20 protein-coding genes and 1 pseudogene are annotated in these 20,462 nt (G+C 68.7%); 16 read left to right on the forward strand and 5 right to left on the reverse strand.

The genetic code is table 11. The features are described 5' to 3' along the window. Window positions 1-432 precede the first annotated feature (432 nt). Complete coding sequence (locus tag ACZ6WH_RS00005) at window positions 433-591, forward strand: hypothetical protein (protein ID WP_469724760.1); 159 nt, start codon at window positions 433-435, stop codon at window positions 589-591. A 33-nt stretch (window positions 592-624) separates the two neighbouring features. Then, window positions 625-732 (forward strand): annotated as a pseudogene (locus ACZ6WH_RS00010) (HipA family kinase); the annotation flags it as partial. A gap of 295 nt (window positions 733-1,027) precedes the next feature. Here ACZ6WH_RS00010 and ACZ6WH_RS00015 read toward each other — a convergent pair. Then, window positions 1,028-3,397, reverse strand: a complete 2,370-nt coding sequence (locus ACZ6WH_RS00015; RefSeq protein WP_469724762.1) for an ATP-binding protein — start codon at window positions 3,395-3,397, stop codon at window positions 1,028-1,030. 453 nt (window positions 3,398-3,850) lie between these two features. Here ACZ6WH_RS00015 and ACZ6WH_RS00020 point away from each other — a divergent pair, with 453 nt between their 5' ends. The 4 genes from ACZ6WH_RS00020 to ACZ6WH_RS00035 are packed head-to-tail and all read left to right on the forward strand — an operon-like array spanning window position 3,851 to window position 7,647. Next, window positions 3,851-4,399: a flavin reductase family protein gene (locus ACZ6WH_RS00020; protein WP_469724763.1), complete on the forward strand. Its 549-nt coding sequence runs from the start codon at window positions 3,851-3,853 to the stop codon at window positions 4,397-4,399. Between the two features lie 59 nt (window positions 4,400-4,458). Then, on the forward strand, window positions 4,459-6,033 hold the full coding sequence (locus tag ACZ6WH_RS00025) for a 4-hydroxyphenylacetate 3-hydroxylase N-terminal domain-containing protein (RefSeq protein WP_469724764.1): 1,575 nt from the start codon (window positions 4,459-4,461) through the stop codon (window positions 6,031-6,033). A gap of 58 nt (window positions 6,034-6,091) precedes the next feature. After that, window positions 6,092-6,955, forward strand: a complete 864-nt coding sequence (gene catA, locus ACZ6WH_RS00030) for a catechol 1,2-dioxygenase (protein WP_469724765.1) — start codon at window positions 6,092-6,094, stop codon at window positions 6,953-6,955. Window positions 6,956-6,969: 14 nt separating this feature from the next. Further along, window positions 6,970-7,647 carry a hypothetical protein gene (locus tag ACZ6WH_RS00035; RefSeq protein ID WP_469724766.1) on the forward strand — a complete coding sequence of 226 codons (678 nt, stop codon included), beginning with the start codon at window positions 6,970-6,972 and terminating at the stop codon, window positions 7,645-7,647. 11 nt (window positions 7,648-7,658) lie between these two features. Here the strand turns inward: ACZ6WH_RS00035 and ACZ6WH_RS00040 are convergent, their stop codons facing one another. Further along, window positions 7,659-8,174 carry a non-oxidative hydroxyarylic acid decarboxylases subunit D gene (locus tag ACZ6WH_RS00040; protein WP_469724767.1) on the reverse strand — a complete coding sequence of 172 codons (516 nt, stop codon included), beginning with the start codon at window positions 8,172-8,174 and terminating at the stop codon, window positions 7,659-7,661. Beyond that, window positions 8,104-9,861, reverse strand: coding sequence for a PucR family transcriptional regulator (locus tag ACZ6WH_RS00045; RefSeq protein ID WP_469724769.1), 1,758 nt, complete (start codon window positions 9,859-9,861; stop codon window positions 8,104-8,106). Before ACZ6WH_RS00045 ends, ACZ6WH_RS00040 begins: the two co-directional genes overlap by 71 nt. A 287-nt stretch (window positions 9,862-10,148) precedes the next feature. Between ACZ6WH_RS00045 and ACZ6WH_RS00050 the strand changes: the two genes are divergently transcribed. The 10 genes from ACZ6WH_RS00050 to ACZ6WH_RS00095 all read left to right on the forward strand — a co-directional run bounded on the left by ACZ6WH_RS00050 (window position 10,149) and on the right by ACZ6WH_RS00095 (window position 19,682). Further along, on the forward strand, window positions 10,149-10,337 hold the full coding sequence (locus ACZ6WH_RS00050; RefSeq protein ID WP_469724770.1) for a general stress protein: 189 nt from the start codon (window positions 10,149-10,151) through the stop codon (window positions 10,335-10,337). 151 nt (window positions 10,338-10,488) lie between these two features. After that, on the forward strand, window positions 10,489-12,405 hold the full coding sequence (gene dnaK, locus ACZ6WH_RS00055) for a molecular chaperone DnaK (RefSeq protein WP_469724772.1): 1,917 nt from the start codon (window positions 10,489-10,491) through the stop codon (window positions 12,403-12,405). Window positions 12,406-12,415: 10 nt separating this feature from the next. Continuing rightward, window positions 12,416-13,000, forward strand: a complete 585-nt coding sequence (locus tag ACZ6WH_RS00060; protein WP_469724774.1) for a nucleotide exchange factor GrpE — start codon at window positions 12,416-12,418, stop codon at window positions 12,998-13,000. Window positions 13,001-13,006: 6 nt separating this feature from the next. After that, window positions 13,007-13,948, forward strand: coding sequence for a DnaJ C-terminal domain-containing protein (locus ACZ6WH_RS00065; RefSeq protein WP_469724775.1), 942 nt, complete (start codon window positions 13,007-13,009; stop codon window positions 13,946-13,948). Further along, a complete protein-coding gene (locus ACZ6WH_RS00070) occupies window positions 13,948-14,316 on the forward strand; it encodes a chaperone modulator CbpM (RefSeq protein WP_469724777.1) in 369 nt (122 codons plus the stop codon). The genes ACZ6WH_RS00065 and ACZ6WH_RS00070 overlap by 1 nt, the downstream gene beginning before the upstream one ends. After that, on the forward strand, window positions 14,307-16,946 hold the full coding sequence (clpB, locus tag ACZ6WH_RS00075; RefSeq protein WP_469724778.1) for an ATP-dependent chaperone ClpB: 2,640 nt from the start codon (window positions 14,307-14,309) through the stop codon (window positions 16,944-16,946). The genes ACZ6WH_RS00070 and clpB overlap by 10 nt, the downstream gene beginning before the upstream one ends. Next, entirely contained in the window at window positions 16,943-17,401 is a 459-nt protein-coding gene (gene trxA / locus ACZ6WH_RS00080) for a thioredoxin (protein ID WP_469724780.1), read from the forward strand. The genes clpB and trxA overlap by 4 nt, the downstream gene beginning before the upstream one ends. Window positions 17,402-17,407: 6 nt before the next feature. Continuing rightward, window positions 17,408-17,668: a UBP-type zinc finger domain-containing protein gene (locus tag ACZ6WH_RS00085; RefSeq protein WP_469724782.1), complete on the forward strand. Its 261-nt coding sequence runs from the start codon at window positions 17,408-17,410 to the stop codon at window positions 17,666-17,668. Continuing rightward, on the forward strand, window positions 17,668-19,449 hold the full coding sequence (locus ACZ6WH_RS00090; protein ID WP_469724783.1) for an FAD-dependent oxidoreductase: 1,782 nt from the start codon (window positions 17,668-17,670) through the stop codon (window positions 19,447-19,449). Before ACZ6WH_RS00085 ends, ACZ6WH_RS00090 begins: the two co-directional genes overlap by 1 nt. 47 nt (window positions 19,450-19,496) lie before the next feature. Further along, window positions 19,497-19,682, forward strand: a complete 186-nt coding sequence (locus tag ACZ6WH_RS00095; RefSeq protein ID WP_469724785.1) for a hypothetical protein — start codon at window positions 19,497-19,499, stop codon at window positions 19,680-19,682. Between the two features lie 213 nt (window positions 19,683-19,895). Here ACZ6WH_RS00095 and ACZ6WH_RS00100 read toward each other — a convergent pair whose 3' ends face one another. Beyond that, on the reverse strand, window positions 19,896-20,093 hold the full coding sequence (locus ACZ6WH_RS00100) for a DUF1931 family protein (protein WP_469724787.1): 198 nt from the start codon (window positions 20,091-20,093) through the stop codon (window positions 19,896-19,898). Then, complete coding sequence (locus tag ACZ6WH_RS00105) at window positions 20,090-20,437, reverse strand: hypothetical protein (protein ID WP_469724788.1); 348 nt, start codon at window positions 20,435-20,437, stop codon at window positions 20,090-20,092. Before ACZ6WH_RS00105 ends, ACZ6WH_RS00100 begins: the two co-directional genes overlap by 4 nt. Between the last annotated feature and the right edge of the window lie 25 nt (window positions 20,438-20,462).

A 20,462-nucleotide genomic window follows, 5' to 3' on the forward strand; every position in this document is an offset into this window, starting at 1 on the left:
CACTCAGCCCACGACCCTTCTGCTGAACTCCCGTACGCAGTAGCTGGGTGAAGAATCGCGAGGAAGGCCACCTCACACCCCGCGATCACTCCAAAAAGTGACGATTCGACCGGGTCAGAAGTTAAGGAACAAGGTGAGTAGCTGTGCCATATCCTCGGCCATGTGACGCTATGTAAGGCTGAATGGTGATGGGTCGGGCTCGCCCCGCTGCTGCCTACTGGGTCCACGCAGGGACGACGGGCCTCGGGGTCGCGATCGGCGCGTTGGTCATCTAGCGGGCGTGGGAGTTCCGGGCCGCCGGTGCGGCGCTGCGGGAGCGGCAGGCGGCCATGACCCCGGAGCTGGTCGGGCACGTCGCCGCCGTCGCCTTCGACGCGAACTCCGGCCGACTCACGGTGCCCGGAGTCGGCGGTCTGGGCGACGAAGACGCGGTTGGAGCAGACCCGCGTCATCGAGGCCGCCAACAAGTCGGCCGGCCGCACGGTCGTCCGCTCCCTGCGGATGCTCGCGCCCAGCGCCGCCGCGAGGCCGACGCCATCCGCGCTGCCGCCCTGCGGCGGGCCCGCCTCGAACGTGCCGGGTCCGGCGTGATTCCGGCGGTCAACAGGCGGATAGCCTGGGCAAATGCTTACAGAAGTCATTGCGACTCGATATGTGACACCTCTGCGGGAGGGTGGATCACTGCCAGGGATCGTCGAAGGGGACGACCTGGGTACTTACGTCATGTACTTCCCCAGCGGACGTCGCTGACCTGCGGTTCCGGCCGCTAGCAGCCCGCTGACCTGCGGCGATGCTTCTTGCGGAGGCTTTCAGGTTCGTGCGCTTCTATGCGGCCGGAACTCCCCATGGACTCCCCAGCGGGGGCCGTTCTCCCCAGCGACTCCCCAAGCAGGTGGGGGAGTGGCCCTTAGCCAAGGGGGGTTCTGCTCTGCAACGTGCGCGGCCGCCGCAATCCGATTGGACCGGACAGGGCGTGGACGGGTGGGAAGTGCTCCACTGATGTCAGGGGGCGAGGGCCGCCGGGTCTTCAGGTAGGTGGCGTTGAACTTCCACACGAGCGGCTGTCGTCGCCGGGCCCGTCGAGGGATGCGGTCCAGGAGGCGATCTGGGTGCGGGAAGCGAAACCGAGCTTGTTAAGGATGCGCTCGACGTGGCCGTCCACCGTGCGTGGTGAGATCACGAGTGTCTCGGCGATCACGCGGTTGCTCATACCCGTTGAGATGAGGCGTGCCACCTCCAACTCTCTGCTGGTGAGGGGGGAATCGCGGGGGACGTGCGCCGCGGTGCTGGACTTGGCGGCAGCGGCGGTCTCCAGCGCGAGCTCGATAGCCTCGGCCTTGGTCAGATGGGCCAGGCGTCGGGTGACCTGTTCCACCCGTGCAGTACCGAGGGCCGTACGCACCTCCTCGGCGACGCGCCGGGAGTCCGTGCTGATGTGCGGGCCGAACGCGTCGATGGTGGTGCCGAGCCGGTCCCACACCGCCGCGGCGGCGGCCCCCAGCGTGACCGCGTGGTCCGGGTGCCGGTTGGACATGGCGATCCACGACATCAGCTCCAGGACCAGGGCGGTACAGACGCCGTCCGTGAAGTCCCGTTGGATCTCCAGTGCCGCTGTCGCCACACGCTTGGCGGCGGACATGTCACCGGCACGCCAGTGCTGCAGGCCGCTGATCCATAGCGCGTACGCATGGTTCCAGCGTTCGCCGTGCCGGGCGCTCACGTCGAGAACTTCCTGGCACGTGTGCAACGCCCGGCCGGGCGGATAGTGGAAGTTCTGTGCCATGGCGAGCTGGAATTGGGCGGTGAGCGCCGAACCGGTACTGCCGGCCTCGCGATGTCCTCGCACGGCGCGGTGGTACAGCTCGATCGCCTGCCGCAGGTCGCCGGTGAAGAGGTGGTACAGCGCTCGCCAGTGCGCCGCGTGCGCAGCGAGCTCCGGGTTCTGCACCACCTCAGTCAGGCGTTCCAGTTCCGTCAGGCGATCGCCGGCGGCCTCCCGGTCACCCTGCAGGAGCGTGGCCCATGCTGCCACCCACAGCACCGACCCCCGTTCTACGGTGTCGCCGTCCAGCACGTCGAGAATGCGGTCCAGCCATCGCCTGCCCTCGCTGAGCGAGCCGCCGGCGATCCAGTGGTAGCGCAGGAAAGAGGCGAGTTCGCCGCCCGTGGGACGCTCGCCGGGTGTGTTGACGGACCATTCCAGCACCGCGAGCAGGTTGGTGTGGTCGCGGCGCATGGTGGCAAGCATCTCGTGCTGACCGGGGCCGCACCAGCGCTCCACCATGGAACGTGCCTGGCACAGGTAGTGATCGCGCATACGACGGCGGAGCGCCGGCAGCTCCCCGAGTTGATCGAGCCGCTCGGCGCCGTACTCGCGCACGGTCATCAGCTGCCGGTAACGGACCTGCTCGCCCGAATGCTCGGCTCTCACGATCGACTTGGCGACCAGCCGGTCGAGCACGTCGACAACGCGCTCGGGAGCAAGGTCGCCGAACCCGCAGACCTCCTCGACCGCCTTGAGGTCACATCCGCCGGGGAAGACCGACAGCCGTGCCCACAGCAGGCGCTCGTCGTCCGAGCACAGCTCGTGGCTCCAGTCGATCAGCGCACGCAGGGTCTGCTGCCGGGGGCGTGCCACCCGGCTTCCTCCGGTGAGAAGTTCGAAGCGGTGGTCGAGGCGCTCGACGACCTGGCCGACGGACAGGGTGCGCAGCCGGATGGCGGCGAGTTCGATGGCGAGCGGCATTCCGTCGAGCCGTTCGCACATCTGCTGGACGGCGGCGCGGTTGGCGTCGGTGACGGCGAAGTCGGGGGTGACGCTGCGCGCCCGGTCGACCAGCAACTGCACGGCTTCGCAGTGATCGACGCTCGCGGTGTCGTGGAGCTGGTCCGCCGTGGGCACCGACAGCGGCGGAATCACCGTGACCAATTCGCCGGCGATGCCGAGCGGCTCGCGGCTGGTCGCCAGGACACGTAGACCAGGGGTTGTTTCGAGGAGTTGCGCCAGCAGGCCGGCGGTGGCCGGCAGGACGTGCTCGCAGTTGTCAACAACCAGGAGCACCTGCTGAGCCTGCAGATGGTCGATCAGCTGTTGGGACGCGGACCGATTCGACTGGTCCAACACGGCGAGCGCCGAGGTGAACGCGGAGGGTACCTCGCGTTCGTCATCGAGGCTGGCGAGCTGGACCACATGCGTACCGTCGCGGAACGCCTTATGGATCCGGTTTGCGACCACCAGGGCGAGTCGCGTCTTGCCGATGCCACCGGGACCGGTGAGCGTGACGAGCCGGGAGGCCGACAGGTTCCTGCGTATGTCGGCGATCTCCTGTCGCCGCCCCACGAAGCTGGTGAGGCCGCCGGCGCCGACCAGGCAATCGCGTCCACTGTCGTCGTGCATCGTCCTTGATGTCCTCGCTCGGGCCGTTCCACCGCTGCCCTCGACGGTATGCGGCAGGACACGCTGTGCCAATAACCGCACACCACGAGAGACGACGTTTTCCCCGGTCAGCCTCCAGATTCAGAGGCCAGCACTCCCGTCTCATATCTACCACAACCGAATTCGAATATACGCTCGAATTCATAGCTACCTGGACGTGCCGAGGGGGTGGGTGAGGGGGTGGTCTCACCCGAGACCGCGACCGCGGATCTGTCCAGTCTGCTGTCACTACGACGCGGGCCGGTGCTGTGGCGGGCACGGCACCGGCCCGCGTGCCACATCTCCGACAGGCAGGAGCGGGGCAATGAGACTCCCGAGGACGAGCCGCACTGTGCGGGCACCCGAGACGGTCGTCGCCATCAGCAGAGGCGAGCACCTGGTACTCACTGGTTCCGGCTCGCCCGGGCGGACCACATGAATCAGCGCGACCTCAGGAACGCCTTCGGCCGCTTCGCCACCGGGGTCACAGTCGTGACCTGTGCAACCTCCGACGGCGGACGTCACGGCGCCACCGTCAACGCATTCACTGCCGTCTCTCTGGAGCCGGCCCTGTGCCAGGTGACTCTTACCCGCCAGTCCAAGGCGTGCCAGTACCTGAAGGAGGCCCCGTTCGCGGTCAACATTCTGGCAGCCGACCAGGTCGATACCGCCTGGCACTTCGCCGGGCGGCCCGTCGAGCCGGAACCGGAGTGGTCGGAAGGCCCCCTTGGCCCTGTGCTCACGGGAGCGGCAGCAACGATCTCGTGCCGCCCCTGGCGCACCTACGACGGCGGTGACCACCTCATCGTCATCGGTGAGGTGACCGCAGCCGAGATCACCGACCTGGAACCGCTGCTGTTCCACGCCGGCACCTTCCGCCATTTGGGCCGACCGGAGACGAGCGCCCACTGGGGCGCCTGCCTGGACAGCCCGGAGAGCGGATGGTTCACCGGCGCACCGGCCTTCACCGCGATGCACGCGTAACGCGCACGTACGCCACCTCGCACACCACGTTTCGCCCCCCGAACTCACCGAGGAACGACATGACTCTCGAAGACACCCGCTCCCCGGCGTCCCCGGCCACCGAGGACGTCCGCACGACCCGCCCGCTGACGGGCGACGAATACATCGAATCGATCCGCGACGGGCGTGAGATCTGGGTTTACGGCGAGAAGGTCAAGGACGTCACCGAGCACCCCGCCTTCCGCAACTCGGTGCGGATGACCGCCCGTCTTTACGATGCGCTGCACGACGCGGAGAAGCAGCCCAAGCTCACCGTGCCGACCGACACCGGCAGCAACGGCTTCACCCACCCGTTCTTCCGCACACCCCGCAGCCGGGAGGACCTGATCGCCGACCGGGACGCCATCGCGGAGTGGGCGAAGATGACGTACGGCTGGATGGGCCGCAGCCCTGACTACAAGGCGTCCTTCCTCGGCACCCTCGGCGCCAACAGCGACTTCTATGCGCCCTTCACCGACAACGCAAAGCGCTGGTACACCGAGTCGCAGGAGAAGGTCCTGTACTGGAACCACGCGATCATCAACCCGCCGGTGGACCGCGACCGCAACCCCGACGAGGTCAAGGACATCTTCGTCCACGTCGACGAGGAGCGCGACGACGGCCTGATCATCAGCGGTGCCAAGGTCGTCGCGACCGGCTCGGCCATCACCCACTACAACTTCATCGCGCACTACGGGCTCCCCATCAAGAAGAAGGAGTTCGCCCTCGTCTGCACCGTGCCGATGGGCGCGCCGGGCATGAAGCTGATCAGCCGGCACTCCTACGCGATGAACGCCGACGTCATGGGCAGCCCCTTCGACTACCCGCTCTCCAGCCGGTTCGACGAGAACGACACCATCTTCATCCTCGACAAGGTGAAGATCCCGTGGGAGAACGTCTTCATCTACGGCGACGCCGAGAAGGCCAGCACCTTCTTCCCCGGATCCGGCTTCCTGCACCGCTTCACCTTCCACGGCTGCACCCGCCTGGCCGTCAAGCTCGACTTCATCGCCGGGCTGCTGATGAAGGGCGTGGAGGTCACCGGCACCAAGGAGTTCCGCGGCATCCAGACCCGCGTCGGCGAGGTGATCGCCTGGCGCAACCTCTTCTGGGGTCTGACCGACGCGATGGCGAACAACCCCGATTCCTGGAAGGACGACGCCCTCTTGCCGAAGCTGGACTACGGCCTGGCGTACCGCTGGTTCATGACCGTGGGCTATCCGCGGATCAAGGAAATCATCATGCAGGACCTGGGCAGTGGGCTTATCTACCTCAACTCCAACGCCAAGGACTTCGCTCAGCCGGAGATCCGCCCGTACCTGGACAAGTACGTGCGTGGCTCCAACGGTTACGACTCGGTGGAGCGGGTGAAGCTGATGAAGCTGATCTGGGACTCCATCGGCAGTGAGTTCGGCGGTCGGCACGAGCTGTACGAGCGCAATTACTCCGGCAACCACGAGCAGGTCCGCGCCGAGATGCTCTTCACTGCCCAGGCCAACGGCACGGCCGATGCCATGAAGGGCTTCGCCGAGCAGTGCATGGCCGAGTACGACCTCAACGGCTGGACCGCCCCGGACCTGATCAACCCTGACGACGTCAGCATCCACCGCCGCTGACCGACCCTCTGGGCCGGGGCGGCCACGCGCCGCCCCGGCCCGCTGAAGGAGCCGCACGATGAGCATCACCGAACCCTCGACATCCCCCGCTCCCACTGCCGCCGGCTCCGGTGCCTCGGCCAGCGCCGCGTTCCGGGGCAGCAGGCAGCGACGCGGCACGGCGGACACCTCCACCGAACGGACCGACAGGGTCTTGCGCGCACTGCTGGGTGCGTTGCACCAGGTCATCTCCGAGCATGAGATCACCTATCCCGAGTTCCAGGCTGCCAAGGGCTGGCTCATGGAAGTTGGCGAGGCCGGAGAATGGCCCTTGTTCCTGGACGTGTTCGTCGAGCACGCCGTGGAGGAAGTGGCCTCCCGCACCCAGCAGGGCACGAAGGGCACCATCGAAGGGCCGTACTACCTGCCGGGCAGCCGGCGGCTGCCCGCGCACTGCGAACTGCCCCGCCGTGCAGACGAGAGGGGCACTCCACTCACCTTCGCCGGCCAAGTCCGTGACGTGGACGGCACCCCACTGCCCGGAGCCGAGGTCGACATCTGGCACGCGGACGCCGACGGCTATTACTCCGGCTTCGCACCGCACCTTCCCGAGGGAAATCTGCGTGGTCTGGTCGTCACCGACGACGAGGGCCGGTTTGCCATCCGCACGGTCCAGCCGGCGCCGTACCAGATCCCGGTCGACGGGCCCACAGGACAAATGATCGACGCGGCAGGCTGGCATCCTTGGCGTCCCGCGCATCTCCACCTGATGGTGCGGGCCGAAGGACACCGGCAGCTCACCACGCAGCTGTACTTCGAAGGCGGGCAGTGGGTGGACGACGACGTCGCACAGGCGACCAAACCCGAGCTGGTCCTCCACCCCGTGGCGGACGGACGCGGTGGGCTGGCGCAGAAGTACGACTTCGTTCTCGAGCCGGGCTGAGGGGAGTGATGGACATGACCGCACCGGCCCCCTCGCACTACCGAACTTGCACATCGGCCACCGGACCAGCCGGCCTGACATGGACGGGCCTGGACGACGTACCGTCCGACTGGTCCGGTTGCGCGGTGACCATGGGCGTCTTCGACGGGTTCCACCGCGGTCACGCGGCACTGGCCCACCGGGTACGCGAGCGGGCGGCACAGTACACACTGCCGTCCGTGTTGCTGACTTTCGATCCGCATCCCTTGGCGGTGACGTGCCCGGAGCGGGCACCCAAACAGCTCGTGCCGTTGCAAGAACGCATTCGCCGTGCGCACAGCGTCGGCCTCGATGCCGTACTCGTGCTCCCCTTCACCCCGGCGCTGGCGGCCATGACGGCCGAGCACTTCACCCACCGGGTCCTCGGCGGCACGCTCAAGGCACGCGCTGTGGTGGTCGGCGAGAATTTCCGCTTCGGCCAGGGAGGTGGTGGCGACACGGCGCTGCTTTCCCGTGTGGGGAAAGCGCTCGGCTTCACGGTGGATGCCGTACCCCTCGTCGTCCACGAAGGCCGCGCCTGCTCGTCCACCTTGGTGCGCAGATGCCTGGCGGCCGGTGATGTCCAAGGCGCCGAAGAGCTCCTGGGCCGCCCGTGGCGTACACCAGCCTCGGTGCCGTCTGTGCCGCCCAGGGGCGACAACGGTGTCGAGTGAGGGCATAAGCATCATGCCGGGCATCGGCGAGGACGGTGTCCGGCGCGTTCGAAGCGCGCCGGACACCGTGGTGCGAGACAGGGGGCAGGGTTGTGCGCGCAGCGGAGGGATGGTGGGGACGGCCGGGGCGTTGGCGATGTCCTCACGGTCATCTTGAAGCTGTTGGGGTAGGCGTCGTGCTGGGTGCGGCGGTCCGGTTCAGTGGTCCGCCACATGTAGAGGCAGCGCGGGCACTGCAGGACGTCCCAGGCGCCGGGAACGGGGGCTGGTGACGTGGTCGATGGTTCCGTGCGCGCAGCGCGTGCAGATGGGCACCACCGGTGCCTCGAATCGCCGGGTCGGCTGGGGGTCTGGCCTGCATCGATTTCGCCTGGTTTTGATGTGTCCGGTGAGGTCACAGGCGACATGTTCGAGTGCCGGGCTGACCCGCTGCGCCGGGCCTCGGGGCCACCGCGGTCAGCGCCGCCCGCCCAGGATGATCTTCCAGATTCGGGTTGCCACTTGTAGGTTGAGCCGGATTTCCACATCCGCCAGATCGCGGCCGCTGATCTCACGAATGCGCTGCAGCCGGTAGCGCAGGGTGCTGCGGTGGACTGTCAGCGCGGCGGCCGCATCGTCGTAGTTGCCTCCGCAGTCGAAGTAGCGCGAGAGCGTTTCCACCAACTCCGTATCGTGCCTTGCGTCGTAGTCGATCAGCCGGCCGAGCCACTCGCGTACGAAATCCTCGAGCTCCCCAAGGTCGTTTCCGGGCCCCAGGATCCGGTACAGCCCAAGTTCGTCGAAGAACGTCGTCCCGCTGCCTCGGCGGGAGTTCTGCCGCACCTCCAAGGCCCGTAGCGCCTCCTCATAGCAGCGGGGGATGCTGTCAGGGGAGTCGCAGCGGGTGCTCACGCCGATCGCTCCGTCGGGCGTCCCCAGCTCATGGGCCAGCGCCGCGTGCACGGTATGGTCGGGCCTTGCTTGGGTCAGCAGGACCACCCGGCCGCCGCGACGGGTGATCAGCGGACGGGCCACCGTGGTGGCCGTCGCTTGCTCGACGGCACGGGTGAAGGAGTCGTCCGCGGCGTTGCCCTGCCAGTGCACCACGACCACGTAGTGGGTACGTCGCAGGTCGTGGCCGATGGCATCGGCTCGGGCGTAGGCGCTCGTCCCGTCAGTGCCTTCCAACAGGTCGTCGATCAGCTGGCGCCGCAGCCGCAGTTCGACCTCGGCGAGTTCGCGTACATGCATGAGCTCATGGGCGAGTGACTGCTGAGCGTGTTCCAAGGCGAACATGGTGTGCTCGTCGGCCGTCGTCTTGGGGTCCTCGAGGGCGAGTACGCCGAGGAGTTCGCCGCGCGGCCGGACCAGGGCGATCAGCCGGTCCTTGACCCGGACAGGGCCCGCCTCGCGCGAGACCTGCCGCAGCATCTCTTCCTGGTGGGTCGAGGGCCGCACCGGATAGGGGTCGGGCTGGTCGGGGCCTGCCCAGGACCTCAGGTTGCCGAACCGGTCCTCGATGAGCGCCGACAGCCCGGTGAGCTCGTACAGCGCTCGGGTGATGGCGTCCTCGCCGCCACCCCGGGCAGTGACACGGGCGAAGGCCTCGTGCACGGTGTTCTGCAGGTGCAGCTTGAAGCGCAGTGTGTCCAACTTCCGCAGTGCTGTGGACCGTTCGGTGCGGAGTTGGCTCAGTTCGACGGCGTTGTCGCGCTGTTCGGGGCGCGCGGCCGCCAGTGACATGGCCGCCGATGTGAACTCCATGAGGGTCGAGAGCAGGAAGTGCCCCTGCTCATCGGGCTCGGAGTGGGAGGAGACCACGATGTAGCCGAGCAGACCGCTGGCCCCGCGCAGGCCGAACGCCCAGTTCCAGGACCGCTCTGGAAGGGGTACTGGGCCGTCAGCCTTGCCCAGCCCCTTCATTCGCGTGGCGTCGACTGTCGGCGCCCCCCTGCCGTGGCCAGGAACGCGAGAGAAATGGTCGCCCGTCGCGAGGTATCCGGCCTCGGCCTGGTAAGGGCCAAGGGCACTGACGTGCCGCATGGCCAGCCGCACGATCTCACTTTGCTCCGCGCAGGTGAACAGGGTGTGGGACAGCGCCAGCAGCCCGTGCGGGTCCAGCGCCGCGAGCGGACGGGGGGTGTGCCGTCCGGTGCCCGAAGTGTTGCTCGGGTGGCGGGTCACTTTCTGGTCGGAGCCGTCAGCGGGCAGCCTCCGTGACGGATGGGAGGCCATAGATCACTCCGTCCTCCTCCGGTAATCGGAGGCGATCGAGCGAGCCGGGAGATCCACGCCTGGGCGAGCCCTGTGTGTCCAGCCTAGGCGAGGTCATCTGATGTGTCCGAATTTGAGCCTTGTTCTCGCAGGGCGACCAACTGTGTCGATTTCTGACCTGCCGGGCGCAGGTGGAGCGTACGGTTCACTGCCAGCCTGGGCTTGACAGGGGTCGCCGGGCGCATCGGTGGCCGTAGCAGGAAGGACTGGCTGATGAGCGAGGAGTCCGCAGGGCCATTGCCGCGTACATGACCTACCGGGAAGCGGAAAACGCCGTCGATCACCTTTCCGATCAGGCGTTTCCCGTCGAGAGGGTGGTCGTTGCCGGGCAGGACGTACGCCTAGTCGAACAGGTGACCGAGCGTACGGGTGATGTCGGGGCCGCGCTGCACGGCGCGGCGAGCGGCGCCCGGATCGGTGGATCTTCGGATCGCTGAACTGGCCGGCATCGGTCATGTCGGGACTGCTCCTCGCTTCATACGGGCTGATTTTTGGAGCACTCGTCGGCGCCATCACCTGAGCGTGTGCGGACAACCGGGCGCCACTCCGAGGGCGAGCGGGGGCCGCTCGTCGTGAAAGGAGTTCCTCATGGCCAAGGCAGTAGGCATCGACCTGGGCACGACGAACTCGGTGATCGCCGTCTGGGAGGGCGGCGAACCGACGGTCGTGCCCAACAGCGAGGGAAACCGTACGACACCGTCCGTGGTGGCCTTCACCGACACCGGCGAGCGCCTGGTGGGACAGCTGGCCCGCCGGCAGGCCATCCTCAACCCCAAGGGCACCATCTACTCGGCCAAGCGGTTCATAGGCCGGCACTTCGACGAGATCTCCGAAGAGGCCAAGGCCGTCGCGTATGACGTGGTCGAGGGAGACGGTGGCGCCGCCCGCTTCAAGGTGCGCGACAAGCTCCATGCGCCTGAGGAAATCAGCGCGCAGGTGCTGCGCAAGCTCGCCGACGACGCCTCCAAGCAGCTGGGAGAGCGGGTCACGGAGGCGGTCATCACGGTGCCCGCCTATTTCAACGACGCCCAGCGCACCGCTACCAAGGACGCCGGACGGATCGCGGGCCTGGAAGTGCTGCGGATCATCAACGAGCCGACCGCGGCCGCGCTCGCCTACGGCATGGACAAGAAGGAGCACGAAACGGTGCTCGTCTTCGACCTGGGCGGCGGCACCTTCGACGTCAGCATCCTCGACGTCGGAGACGGCGTGGTGGAGGTGCGGTCCACGGCGGGCGACAGCCATCTGGGAGGCGACGACTTCGACCGCCGACTGGTCGATCACCTCGCCGACGGCTTCCAGAAGGAGAACGGCATCGATCTGCGCCAGGACCCACAGGCCCTGCAGCGCCTGTTCGAAGCCGCTGAGAAGGCCAAGACCGAGCTCAGCTCGGTGACCCAGACGCAGGTCAGCCTGCCGTTCATCACGGCCGACGCCTCCGGGCCCAAGCATCTGACCACGACGATCATGCGGTCCACGTTCGAGCAGATCACCGGTGACCTGGTGGAACGCTGCCTCGACCCGGTGCGGCAGGCCATGGACGACGCCAAGGTCAGCGACAACGACATCGACGAGGTCATCCTCGTCGGCGGCTCCACCCGCATCCCCGCCGTCCAGGCCCTGGTGCGGAGGCTCACCGGCGGCAAGGAACCCAACATGAGCGTCAACCCCGACGAGGTTGTGGCGATGGGCGCCGCGATCCAGGCGGGGGTCCTGACGGGCGAGGTCAAGGATGTCCTGCTGCTCGATGTCACTCCGTTGTCGCTGGGCGTGGAGACACGAGGCGGCGTGATGACGAAGATCATCGAGCGGAACACCACCATCCCGGTGCGACGCACCGAGACCTTCTCCACCGCCGAGGACAATCAGCCCGCCGTCGACGTCGTCGTCCTGCAGGGCGAGCGTGAGAGGGCCGCGGACAACCGGGTCCTGGGTCGCTTCCAGCTCACCGACATCCGCCCCGCGCCACGTGGTGGGCCGCAGATCGAGGTCACCTTCGACATCGACGCCAACGGCATCCTCAACGTCACCGCACGGGACAAGGACACCGGTAAGGAACAGGGCATCACCATCAGCGAGAGCTCCAACCTCGACCGTAGCGAGGTCGAGCGGATGGTCCAGGAGGCCGAACGCAACCGGGGTGAGGACCAAGCCCTGCGCGAGGCGGTCGACGCCCGCAACGAACTGGACGCCATCGCCTACCAGGTCGAAAAGCGACTCGGCGAGCTCGGCGACGCCGCGCCCGCACACGAGAAGGCCCGCGCCGAGATGCTGGTGGCCGAGGCCCGGGACGCGGTCAAGAACGAGGCCGGGGTGGACAAGGTCCAGCCGTTGACGTCCGAACTCCAGCAGATCTTCGCGGGGCTCGCGGCCCACGAGGCGGGAGCGGCCGCGGGCGGTCCAGCGGCCACCGGCTCACCGGATGGAACCGAGCCCGGCGGGGCCGCGCCGGGCGGCACCGAGGGCGACGACGATGTGATCGACGCCGAGTTCGACAAGGGCTGAGGTGCCCGCCATGCCCACCCCACCCCGGGGCCGAGAGCCCGACCCGCCGCCGGAAGGCGCCGTACAGCCGCCGCGCGAGGAACTTACGCAGCCTGGATCGCCAGCCGAGGAGGCCGAGCCGGGACCCGACGCCACCACCGGCACCGCCGCAGCTGACGACGAATACGAGGCCGCGCTGCGAGAGGCCGAGGACCGCTGGCGCCGCGCCCTGGCCGACCTCGACAACCTGCGCAAACGCCACGCCAGGGAGCTGGAGCGGGAGGCTGCGGCCGAACGCGCCCGTACGGCCGCGGCCTTCCTGCCCGTCATCGACAACCTGGAACTTGCCCTGAGCCACGCGGCCGCCGACCCCGATGCGATCGTCGAAGGTGTCCGGGCCGTGCGTGACCAGGCCGTGAACGCCCTGGAGCGGCTGGGCTACCCGCGCCACGCAGAGACCGGTGTGTCGTTCGACCCGGCCCGGCACGAGGTGGTCGGTGTGGTCCAGGATCCCGACGCCGACCCGAACACCGTGGTCCAGGTGCTGCGACCCGGTTACGGGGAGGCCGAGCGGCAGCTGCGGCCTGCCGCCGTGACCGTCGCCAAGCGGGAGTGACCCTCCATGGCACGCGATTTCTACGAGGTGCTCGGTGTTCCGCGCACCGCCGACCGGGACGAGATCCAGCGGGCCTACCGCACCCTGGCCCGCAGGTACCACCCCGATGTCAACAAGGACCCCCAAGCGGAGGAGCGGTTCAAGGCGATCAACGAGGCCTTCAGCGTCCTGTCCGATCCGGAGCAGCGAGCCAAATACGACCGCTTCGGCAAGGACTTCCGGAAGATCCCGGACGACTGGGAGGAGCGTGTCGCCGCCGGAGCCGGAGCCGGAGCCGGCAGCGGCTTCCGGTGGAGCACCGGCGGCGGCCCCCGGGTGCGGTACTCCACGGCAGGCTTCGAAGGCGAGGAGGTCGACGTCGAGGATCTGTTCGGCTCGCTGTTCGGCGGCGCCGGGCGGGTGCGCGTGCCCGGCGCCGACCAGGAGGCCGAACTGCCGCTCACCGTCGAAGAGGCCTATCGGGGCGGCCGCCGTACGGTCACCCTCGCCGGGCCGGCCGGGCAACGGCGTTACGAGGTCGATGTGCCGCCCGGCACCATCGATGGGCAGCGCATCCGGCTGGCCGGGGAGGGCGGGCGGGGGAGCGGAGACGACGCTCCCGCCGGGGACCTGTTCCTGAGAGTGCGGATCCGGCCGCACCGTGAGTTCCGCCTCAAGGGCCGGGACGTCCACGTGAAGCTTCCGGTGACCCCGTGGGAGGCGGCGCTGGGTGCGACCGTGCCGGTGCCCACGCCGAGCGGTGCCACGGCGAAGGTGACCGTGCCCGCCGGGTCCTCCAGCGGGCGGCGCCTGCGGCTGCGCGGTGAGGGCATGCCGGCCCCGCACGGCGCGAACGGAGACCTGTACGCGGAGCTGAGGATCATGGTGCCGCCCCGGCTGAGCGACCGGGAGCGCGAGCTGCTGGAGGAACTTGCCGCTGTCTCCGAGTTCGATCCGAGGAGGACCTGATGACCGACCGACCGGCCGAGGCCCACCCGTCCCACGCACGTATGACCGAGATGGGCGTGCAGTACGCGATCGTGCCCGTCTCCAGGCTCTCCCTGGAGACCGTGGCCCACCGCTCAGGTCTCCATCCCGACCTGATCCGTCGGTTCGTCGCTCTCGGACTGGTGGACGCCGGACATGACGCCTCCGGGCGGCTGGTGTTCGCCTCCACGGCCCCGGCATCCCTGGCCCGTGTCCAGCGGTTGCGCACCGGGCTGTGCCTGAACTACGCATCCATCGGTCTCGTGCTCGACCTGCTCGATCGCATCAGCTTGCTCGAAGCCGCGCTGCGGCGTGCAGGCATGAGGAGTGATCTACCACCATGGACATGAACAACCTGACCCAGAAGTCCCAGGAAGCCCTCCAGGAGGCCCAGAGCGCCGCCGGCCGCCTGGGACACACCGAGGTCGACGGCGAACATCTGCTGCTCGCTCTCCTCGACCAGGAGGAGGGCCTGATCCCGCGGCTGCTGCAGCAGGCGGGCACCGAGCCCGAGGAGTTGCGCGCGGCCGTACGCGAGGACCTCTCCCGCCGGCCCAAGGTGACCGGCCCGAGTGCGGCGCCGGGCCAGGTCTTCGTCACCCAGCGCCTGGCCCGGCTGCTGGACTCGGCCGAGCGGGAGGCCAAACGCCTCAAGGACGAGTACGTGTCCGTGGAACACCTGCTGCTGGCGCTGGCCGACGAAGGCTCGGCGACCGCCGCCGGGCGCCTGCTGAAGGAGCACGGCGTGACCCGGGAGTCCTTCCTCGGCGCGCTCACCCAGGTCCGCGGCAACCAGCGCGTCACCTCCGCCAACCCCGAAGTGGCCTACGAGGCTCTGGAGAAGTACGGCCGCGATCTCGTCGCCGAGGCCAAAGCCGGGCGGCTCGACCCGGTCATCGGCCGGGACGCCGAGATCCGCCGCGTCACCCAGATCCTGAGCCGCAAGTCCAAGAACAACCCCGTCCTCATCGGCGACCCCGGCGTCGGCAAGACCGCCATCGTCGAGGGCCTCGCCCAGCGCATCGTCCGCGGCGATGTGCCCGAAGGACTCCGCGACAAGATCGTATTCGCCCTCGACATGGGCTCGCTGGTCGCCGGCGCCAAGTACCGCGGCGAGTTCGAAGAACGCCTCAAGGCCGTACTGTCCGAGGTCAAGGCCGCCGAGGGTCGCATCCTGCTCTTCGTCGACGAGTTGCACACGGTCGTCGGCGCGGGTGCCGCCGAGGGCGCCATGGACGCGGGCAACATGCTCAAGCCCATGCTGGCGCGCGGCGAGTTGCACATGATCGGCGCGACCACCCTGGACGAGTACCGGCAGCACATCGAGAAGGACGCCGCCCTCGAACGCCGCTTCCAGCAGGTCCTGGTCGACGAGCCGAGCGTGGAGGACACCATCTCCATCCTGCGCGGACTGCGTGAACGCCTGGAGGTCTTCCACGGTGTGCGGATCCAGGACACCTCGCTGGTCGCGGCGGCGACGCTCTCCCACCGCTACATCACCGACCGGTTCCTGCCCGACAAGGCCATCGACCTCGTCGACGAGGCCTGTGCCCGACTGCGTACCGAGATCGACTCCATGCCCGCCGAACTCGACGAGATCACCCGCCGGGTGACCCGCCTGGAGATCGAGGAAGCGGCCCTGTCCAAGGAGACCGACCCCGCCAGCAACGCCCGCCTGGAGGAGCTGCGCAAGGAGCTGGCCGACCTGCGCGGCGAGGCCGACGCCAAACACGCCCAGTGGGAGGCCGAGCGACAGGCGATCCGCCGCGTGCAGGAACTGCGCCAGGAACTGGAGCAGGTCCGCCACGAGGCGGAGGAGGCCGAACGCGCCTACGACCTCAACCGCGCCGCCGAACTCCGCTACGGCCGCCTCCAGGACCTGGAGCGCCGACTCGCAGCGGAGGAGGAGCAACTGGTCGCCAAACAAGGGCAGAACCGGCTGCTGCGCGAGGTCGTCACCGAGGAGGAGATCGCCGAGATCGTCGCCGCTTGGACCGGCATCCCCGTCGCCCGCCTCCAGGAGGGCGAACGCGAGAAACTGCTGCGCCTCGACGAGATCCTGCGCGAGCGCGTCATCGGCCAGGACGAGGCCGTCAAGCTCGTCGCCGACGCCATCATCCGCGCCCGCTCCGGCATCCGCGACCCTCGCCGCCCCATCGGCTCGTTCATCTTCCTCGGCCCCACCGGCGTCGGGAAGACCGAGCTGGCCAAGACCCTCGCCCGGAACCTGTTCGACTCCGAGGAGAACATGGTCCGCCTCGACATGAGCGAGTACCAGGAGCGGCACACCGTCAGCCGGCTCATGGGCGCACCGCCCGGATACGTCGGCTACGAGGAAGGCGGCCAGCTCACCGAGGCCGTACGCCGCAAGCCGTACTCGGTCGTGCTGTTCGACGAGATCGAGAAGGCGCACACCGATGTCTTCAACACCCTGCTGCAGATCCTCGACGACGGCCGCATCACCGATGCTCAGGGCCGCACCGTCGACTTCCGCAACACCGTGATCATCATGACGTCCAACATCGGCTCCGAGCACCTCCTCGACGGCGCCACCGCCGAGGGCGAGATCAAGCCCGACGCACGCGCCCTGGTGATGGGCGAGCTGCGCGGACACTTCCGCCCGGAGTTCCTCAACCGCGTCGACGACATCGTGCTGTTCAAGCCGCTCGGTGAGCGGCAGATCGAGCGGATCGTGGAGCTGCAGTTCGACGAACTGCGCCGCCGCCTCGCCGAACGACGCATCTCCGTCGAACTCACCGATACAGCACGTGAGTTGATAGCCCACCAGGGCTACGACCCGGTGTACGGAGCCCGGCCGCTGCGGCGTTACATCTCCCACGAGGTCGAGACACTCGTCGGGCGCGCCCTGCTGGGTGGCGACGTCCAGGACGGCTCGGTGGTCCGCGTCGACGCCGAGCGCGGAGAGCTGGTGGTCACCTACGACCAGCCCGAGGATGCGAGGGAGGCGACAACGGCATGAGCGCCGTGCAAGCCACCAACGTCGCCTGTCCGCATTGCGGGCGGACCAACCGGGTGCCCGTGGCCGCCGAGGGGCGCCCCAGGTGCGGCAACTGCAAGCAGCCTCTTCCATGGATGGCCGACGCGGGCGACGACGACTTCACCGAGGTCGTCGAGCAGGCCACCGTGCCCGTCGTCGTCGACCTGTGGGCCACCTGGTGCGGCCCTTGCCGCATGGTGAGTCCCGCGCTGGAGAAGGTCGCCGCCGATCTCGCAGGAAAGATCAAGCTGGTCAAGATCGACATTGACAAGAACCCGCGCCTGGCGCGGCAGTTCGAGGTCCAGGCGGTACCCACGCTCCTGGTCCTCGACAAAGGACAGACCATCGCCCGGCAGTCGGGTGCCGCACCTGCCCCCGCCCTGCGGCAGTGGGTGGAGCAGTCGATCGCCGGCCGCGAACCGGCCGGGAAAGGATGATCGGCCATGACCGTACGAACCGACCCTCACCTCGCCCTCGTACGCCCCGTCACCCCGCGCGCCTCGGGGTGCGAGGAATGCCTGGCCACAGGTTCCCCCTGGGTCCACCTCAGGCTCTGCCTGACCTGCGGCCACGTCGGCTGTTGCGATTCCTCGCCGAACCGGCACGCCCGCCGGCACGCCGCCGCCGACGGCCATCCGATCGTGGCGTCGCTGGAGCCCGGCGAGGACTGGCGGTGGTGTTTCGTCCACCAGGCGCTCGTGTGATGTCCGGCGACGAGACGCGGCCGGGCGCAGCGCCGGTGCCGGACGAGGCGGAGGAGAGCGTCCCCTTCGAGACTCCTGACATCCACGGCGCCTATCCCCGCCTGTCGGACGATCAGATGGCCCGCCTGGCGCAGCATGGCCGGCGGCGCCCGGTCGAGGCAGGTGACGTGCTGATCCGGGAGGGGGAGCGGTGCGAGACGTTCTACGTCGTCCTCAGTGGCGCGGTCGCCATCATCGAGGGCTACGACACGCCCGATGAACGCCTGCTGCGCGTGCACGGCCCCGGCCGCTTCATCGGCGAGCTGGGCCTTCTCAAGGGACAGGTGGCCTTCTACACCGCCGTGGTCAGGGACCCCGGTGAGGTCCTCGCCCTGTCCATGAATCAGCTGCGTGACCTGGTGACCCGGGACTCCACCCTTGGCGACGTGGTGCTGCGCGCCTGTCTGGGCCGCCGGGCTCTGCTCGTAGGGCAGGGCGCCGGATTCCGCATCATCGGCTCGCGCTATTCGCCCGACACCCGGCGGCTGCGTGAGTTCGCCGCCCGCAACCGGCTGCCCTACCGCTGGATCGATCTGGAGACGGACGAGGAGGCCGAGGCGCTGCTGCGGCGCTTTGCGGTCGGTCCGGAGCAGACACCGCTGGTGATCTGGCGGGACACGACCCTGCTGCGCAATCCGAGCAACGCCGAACTGGCCCGGTTCGTCGGCCTGCCGCCGCTGGAGTCGGTCAACGGCCGCGGCGATCTCCTCATTGTCGGCTCCGGTCCGGCCGGTCTCGCCGCCGCGGTGAATGCGGCCTCAGAGGGCCTCGACACGACCGTGGTCGAGGTGCTGGCCACCGGCGGCCAGGCCGCGACGTCATCCCGCATCGACAACTGTTTCGGCTTCCCATCCGGCATCTCCGGCGCCGAACTCACCGAGCGAGCCGTGCTCCAGGCGGAAAAGTTCGGCGCCCGGATCAGCGTCCCTGCGGAGGCAGCCCGACTCGAACGGCGGGACGGCCACTATGCCGTGGGGTTCGCCGACGGCAGTGAGATCACCGCCCGTACCGTCGTCCTGGCCACCGGCGCCCGCTACCGCCGGCTCCATGTCCCCGGCGTCGAGCCGCTGGAGGGCGCGAGCGTCCACTACTCGGCGACCGTCTATGAGGCCCAGCAGTGCCGTAGCGACCCGGTGGCCGTGGTCGGCGGCGGCAACTCCGCGGGTCAGGCCGTGCTCTTCCTGGCCGGGTACGCACCGCAGGCGTATCTGCTCGTGCGTGGGCCGAGCCTCGAGGCGCACATGTCCCGCTACCTGATCGATCAGATCGAGCGCCACCCGCGAGTGCGTGTGCTGCTGCACACCGAGGTGACCGAGGCGCTCGGCGACACGACGCTGGAGGCGGTCACCGTGGTCGACCACCGTACGGGCGAGCACCGCCGGCTCGGGGTGCGGGTCCTGTTCGTCTTCACCGGCGCAGATCCTCACACCGATTGGCTGTCCGGCGCGCTCGCCCTTGACTCGCGCGGCTACGTGCTCACCGGCGCGGAGGCACAAGCCTGCTCCGTTCCCGAGCTGTGGCAGAGCCAGGGCCGCGATTGCCTGACGTTGGAGACCAGCCTGCCTGGCGTCTTCGCCGCCGGCGACGTCCGCAGCGGCTCGGTGAAGCGCGTGGCCTCCGCGGTCGGCGAAGGCGCGATGAGCATCCACTTCGTCCACCGCTACCTGGGCCACACGGCCGCGCCCGGCGGCACCGACAGCTCACCCCACATCCGCCGGAAGGAGTCCGCTTGGCTCGCCTGACGCCCAGCGGGGGACGAGAGCACGAGTAGGAGAAGGAGGCGATGGGAATGACCACGCCCGTCCGGCGCCACCGCGGTGGCGCAATGCAGCACGGAACTCCTGGCTGGGGACGCAGTCCGCTGGCGGAGTTCGACCACGGGGCGCTCACCATTACCGTCCCCAAGGCCGAGGTCGCAAAGCCCCGGCACGTCGAGATCAGCGAGACGAGTGAAAGCACCGAGAGCGGCGGTTGAGACGGAAACGCCGTGGCGCCGGACCTCCATCCGGAACCACGACCGGCCGGCAAGGCTCGCCCCGAGGTGACTCATGAACGACGACCCGTATCACAACCCCTCGCGGCGGCGGAGCCTCGGCACGCGGCTCCCCATCGGCCTTCCTTCGGTGCGCCGCAGACGCCAGGCGCGCAGCAGCCGAAGGGGGGTGCAGACCCGGCGGTGCTCGCCGGCTCATGTCCGCCTGGTCCTCATGGTCGAATGCCTGTGCGTAACCCTCGGCGTCCTGGCAGTGGCCTGGGCGACGGTCAGCAGATCGTAGAGCTTGGCGTCGACGAAGTCGCTGTAGCGCTTGAGATCGTTCTTGTCGACGTCCAGCCTCGCGGCCGCGCGGACGAACCTTTCGAACCTGGCGATGGACATCACGGTCATGACGGCAACCTCCGGCTGCGGATGTCGCTGCTGATGAGGCCGAACGCCGTGGTGGCGAACACGCCAGGGGGCTTGGGAGAGGCCGGTGAAAGCGGCCAGAGCTGTTTGACGCGGGCCGTCCCGCCGAGCAAGCGCAATCGCCCGCGGACGCCGGGCAGGACGTAGTGAGGTGCCTCACTGGTGTACTGGATCTTCCCGGGTGGCCGGGCGTCGCCGGACCCCGGGGTCAGCGCGCCGATGAGCAGCGGGCTGAGCATGGGCAGCGGCCGTGGCGCGATGTGCTCCGGCGGGCCGGTCATGGCGATGATGGGGCGGGTGTTGTACTGGTAGGGCAGGTCCGTCACTCTTCTTCAGTCGCTTCGCGACCTC

The sequence above is a fragment of the Streptomyces sp. NPDC050806 genome (assembly GCF_055586425.1).

Excerpts from the sequence above, each read along its gene's own strand:
- ACZ6WH_RS00015 (WP_469724762.1), bottom strand. The coding sequence starts at position 3,397 with ATGCACGACGACAGTGGACGCGATTGCCTGGTCGGCGCCGGCGGCCTC.
- ACZ6WH_RS00020 (WP_469724763.1), top strand. The coding sequence starts at position 3,851 with ATGAATCAGCGCGACCTCAGGAACGCCTTCGGCCGCTTCGCCACCGGG.
- ACZ6WH_RS00025 (WP_469724764.1), top strand. The coding sequence starts at position 4,459 with ATGACTCTCGAAGACACCCGCTCCCCGGCGTCCCCGGCCACCGAGGAC.
- catA (WP_469724765.1), top strand. The coding sequence starts at position 6,092 with ATGAGCATCACCGAACCCTCGACATCCCCCGCTCCCACTGCCGCCGGC.
- ACZ6WH_RS00035 (WP_469724766.1), top strand. The coding sequence starts at position 6,970 with ATGACCGCACCGGCCCCCTCGCACTACCGAACTTGCACATCGGCCACC.
- ACZ6WH_RS00040 (WP_469724767.1), bottom strand. The coding sequence starts at position 8,174 with ATGTGGAAATCCGGCTCAACCTACAAGTGGCAACCCGAATCTGGAAGA.
- ACZ6WH_RS00045 (WP_469724769.1), bottom strand. The coding sequence starts at position 9,861 with ATGGCCTCCCATCCGTCACGGAGGCTGCCCGCTGACGGCTCCGACCAG.
- ACZ6WH_RS00050 (WP_469724770.1), top strand. The coding sequence starts at position 10,149 with ATGACCTACCGGGAAGCGGAAAACGCCGTCGATCACCTTTCCGATCAG.
- dnaK (WP_469724772.1), top strand. The coding sequence starts at position 10,489 with ATGGCCAAGGCAGTAGGCATCGACCTGGGCACGACGAACTCGGTGATC.
- ACZ6WH_RS00060 (WP_469724774.1), top strand. The coding sequence starts at position 12,416 with ATGCCCACCCCACCCCGGGGCCGAGAGCCCGACCCGCCGCCGGAAGGC.
- ACZ6WH_RS00065 (WP_469724775.1), top strand. The coding sequence starts at position 13,007 with ATGGCACGCGATTTCTACGAGGTGCTCGGTGTTCCGCGCACCGCCGAC.
- ACZ6WH_RS00070 (WP_469724777.1), top strand. The coding sequence starts at position 13,948 with ATGACCGACCGACCGGCCGAGGCCCACCCGTCCCACGCACGTATGACC.
- clpB (WP_469724778.1), top strand. The coding sequence starts at position 14,307 with ATGGACATGAACAACCTGACCCAGAAGTCCCAGGAAGCCCTCCAGGAG.
- trxA (WP_469724780.1), top strand. The coding sequence starts at position 16,943 with ATGAGCGCCGTGCAAGCCACCAACGTCGCCTGTCCGCATTGCGGGCGG.
- ACZ6WH_RS00085 (WP_469724782.1), top strand. The coding sequence starts at position 17,408 with ATGACCGTACGAACCGACCCTCACCTCGCCCTCGTACGCCCCGTCACC.
- ACZ6WH_RS00090 (WP_469724783.1), top strand. The coding sequence starts at position 17,668 with ATGTCCGGCGACGAGACGCGGCCGGGCGCAGCGCCGGTGCCGGACGAG.
- ACZ6WH_RS00095 (WP_469724785.1), top strand. The coding sequence starts at position 19,497 with ATGACCACGCCCGTCCGGCGCCACCGCGGTGGCGCAATGCAGCACGGA.
- ACZ6WH_RS00100 (WP_469724787.1), bottom strand. The coding sequence starts at position 20,093 with ATGACCGTGATGTCCATCGCCAGGTTCGAAAGGTTCGTCCGCGCGGCC.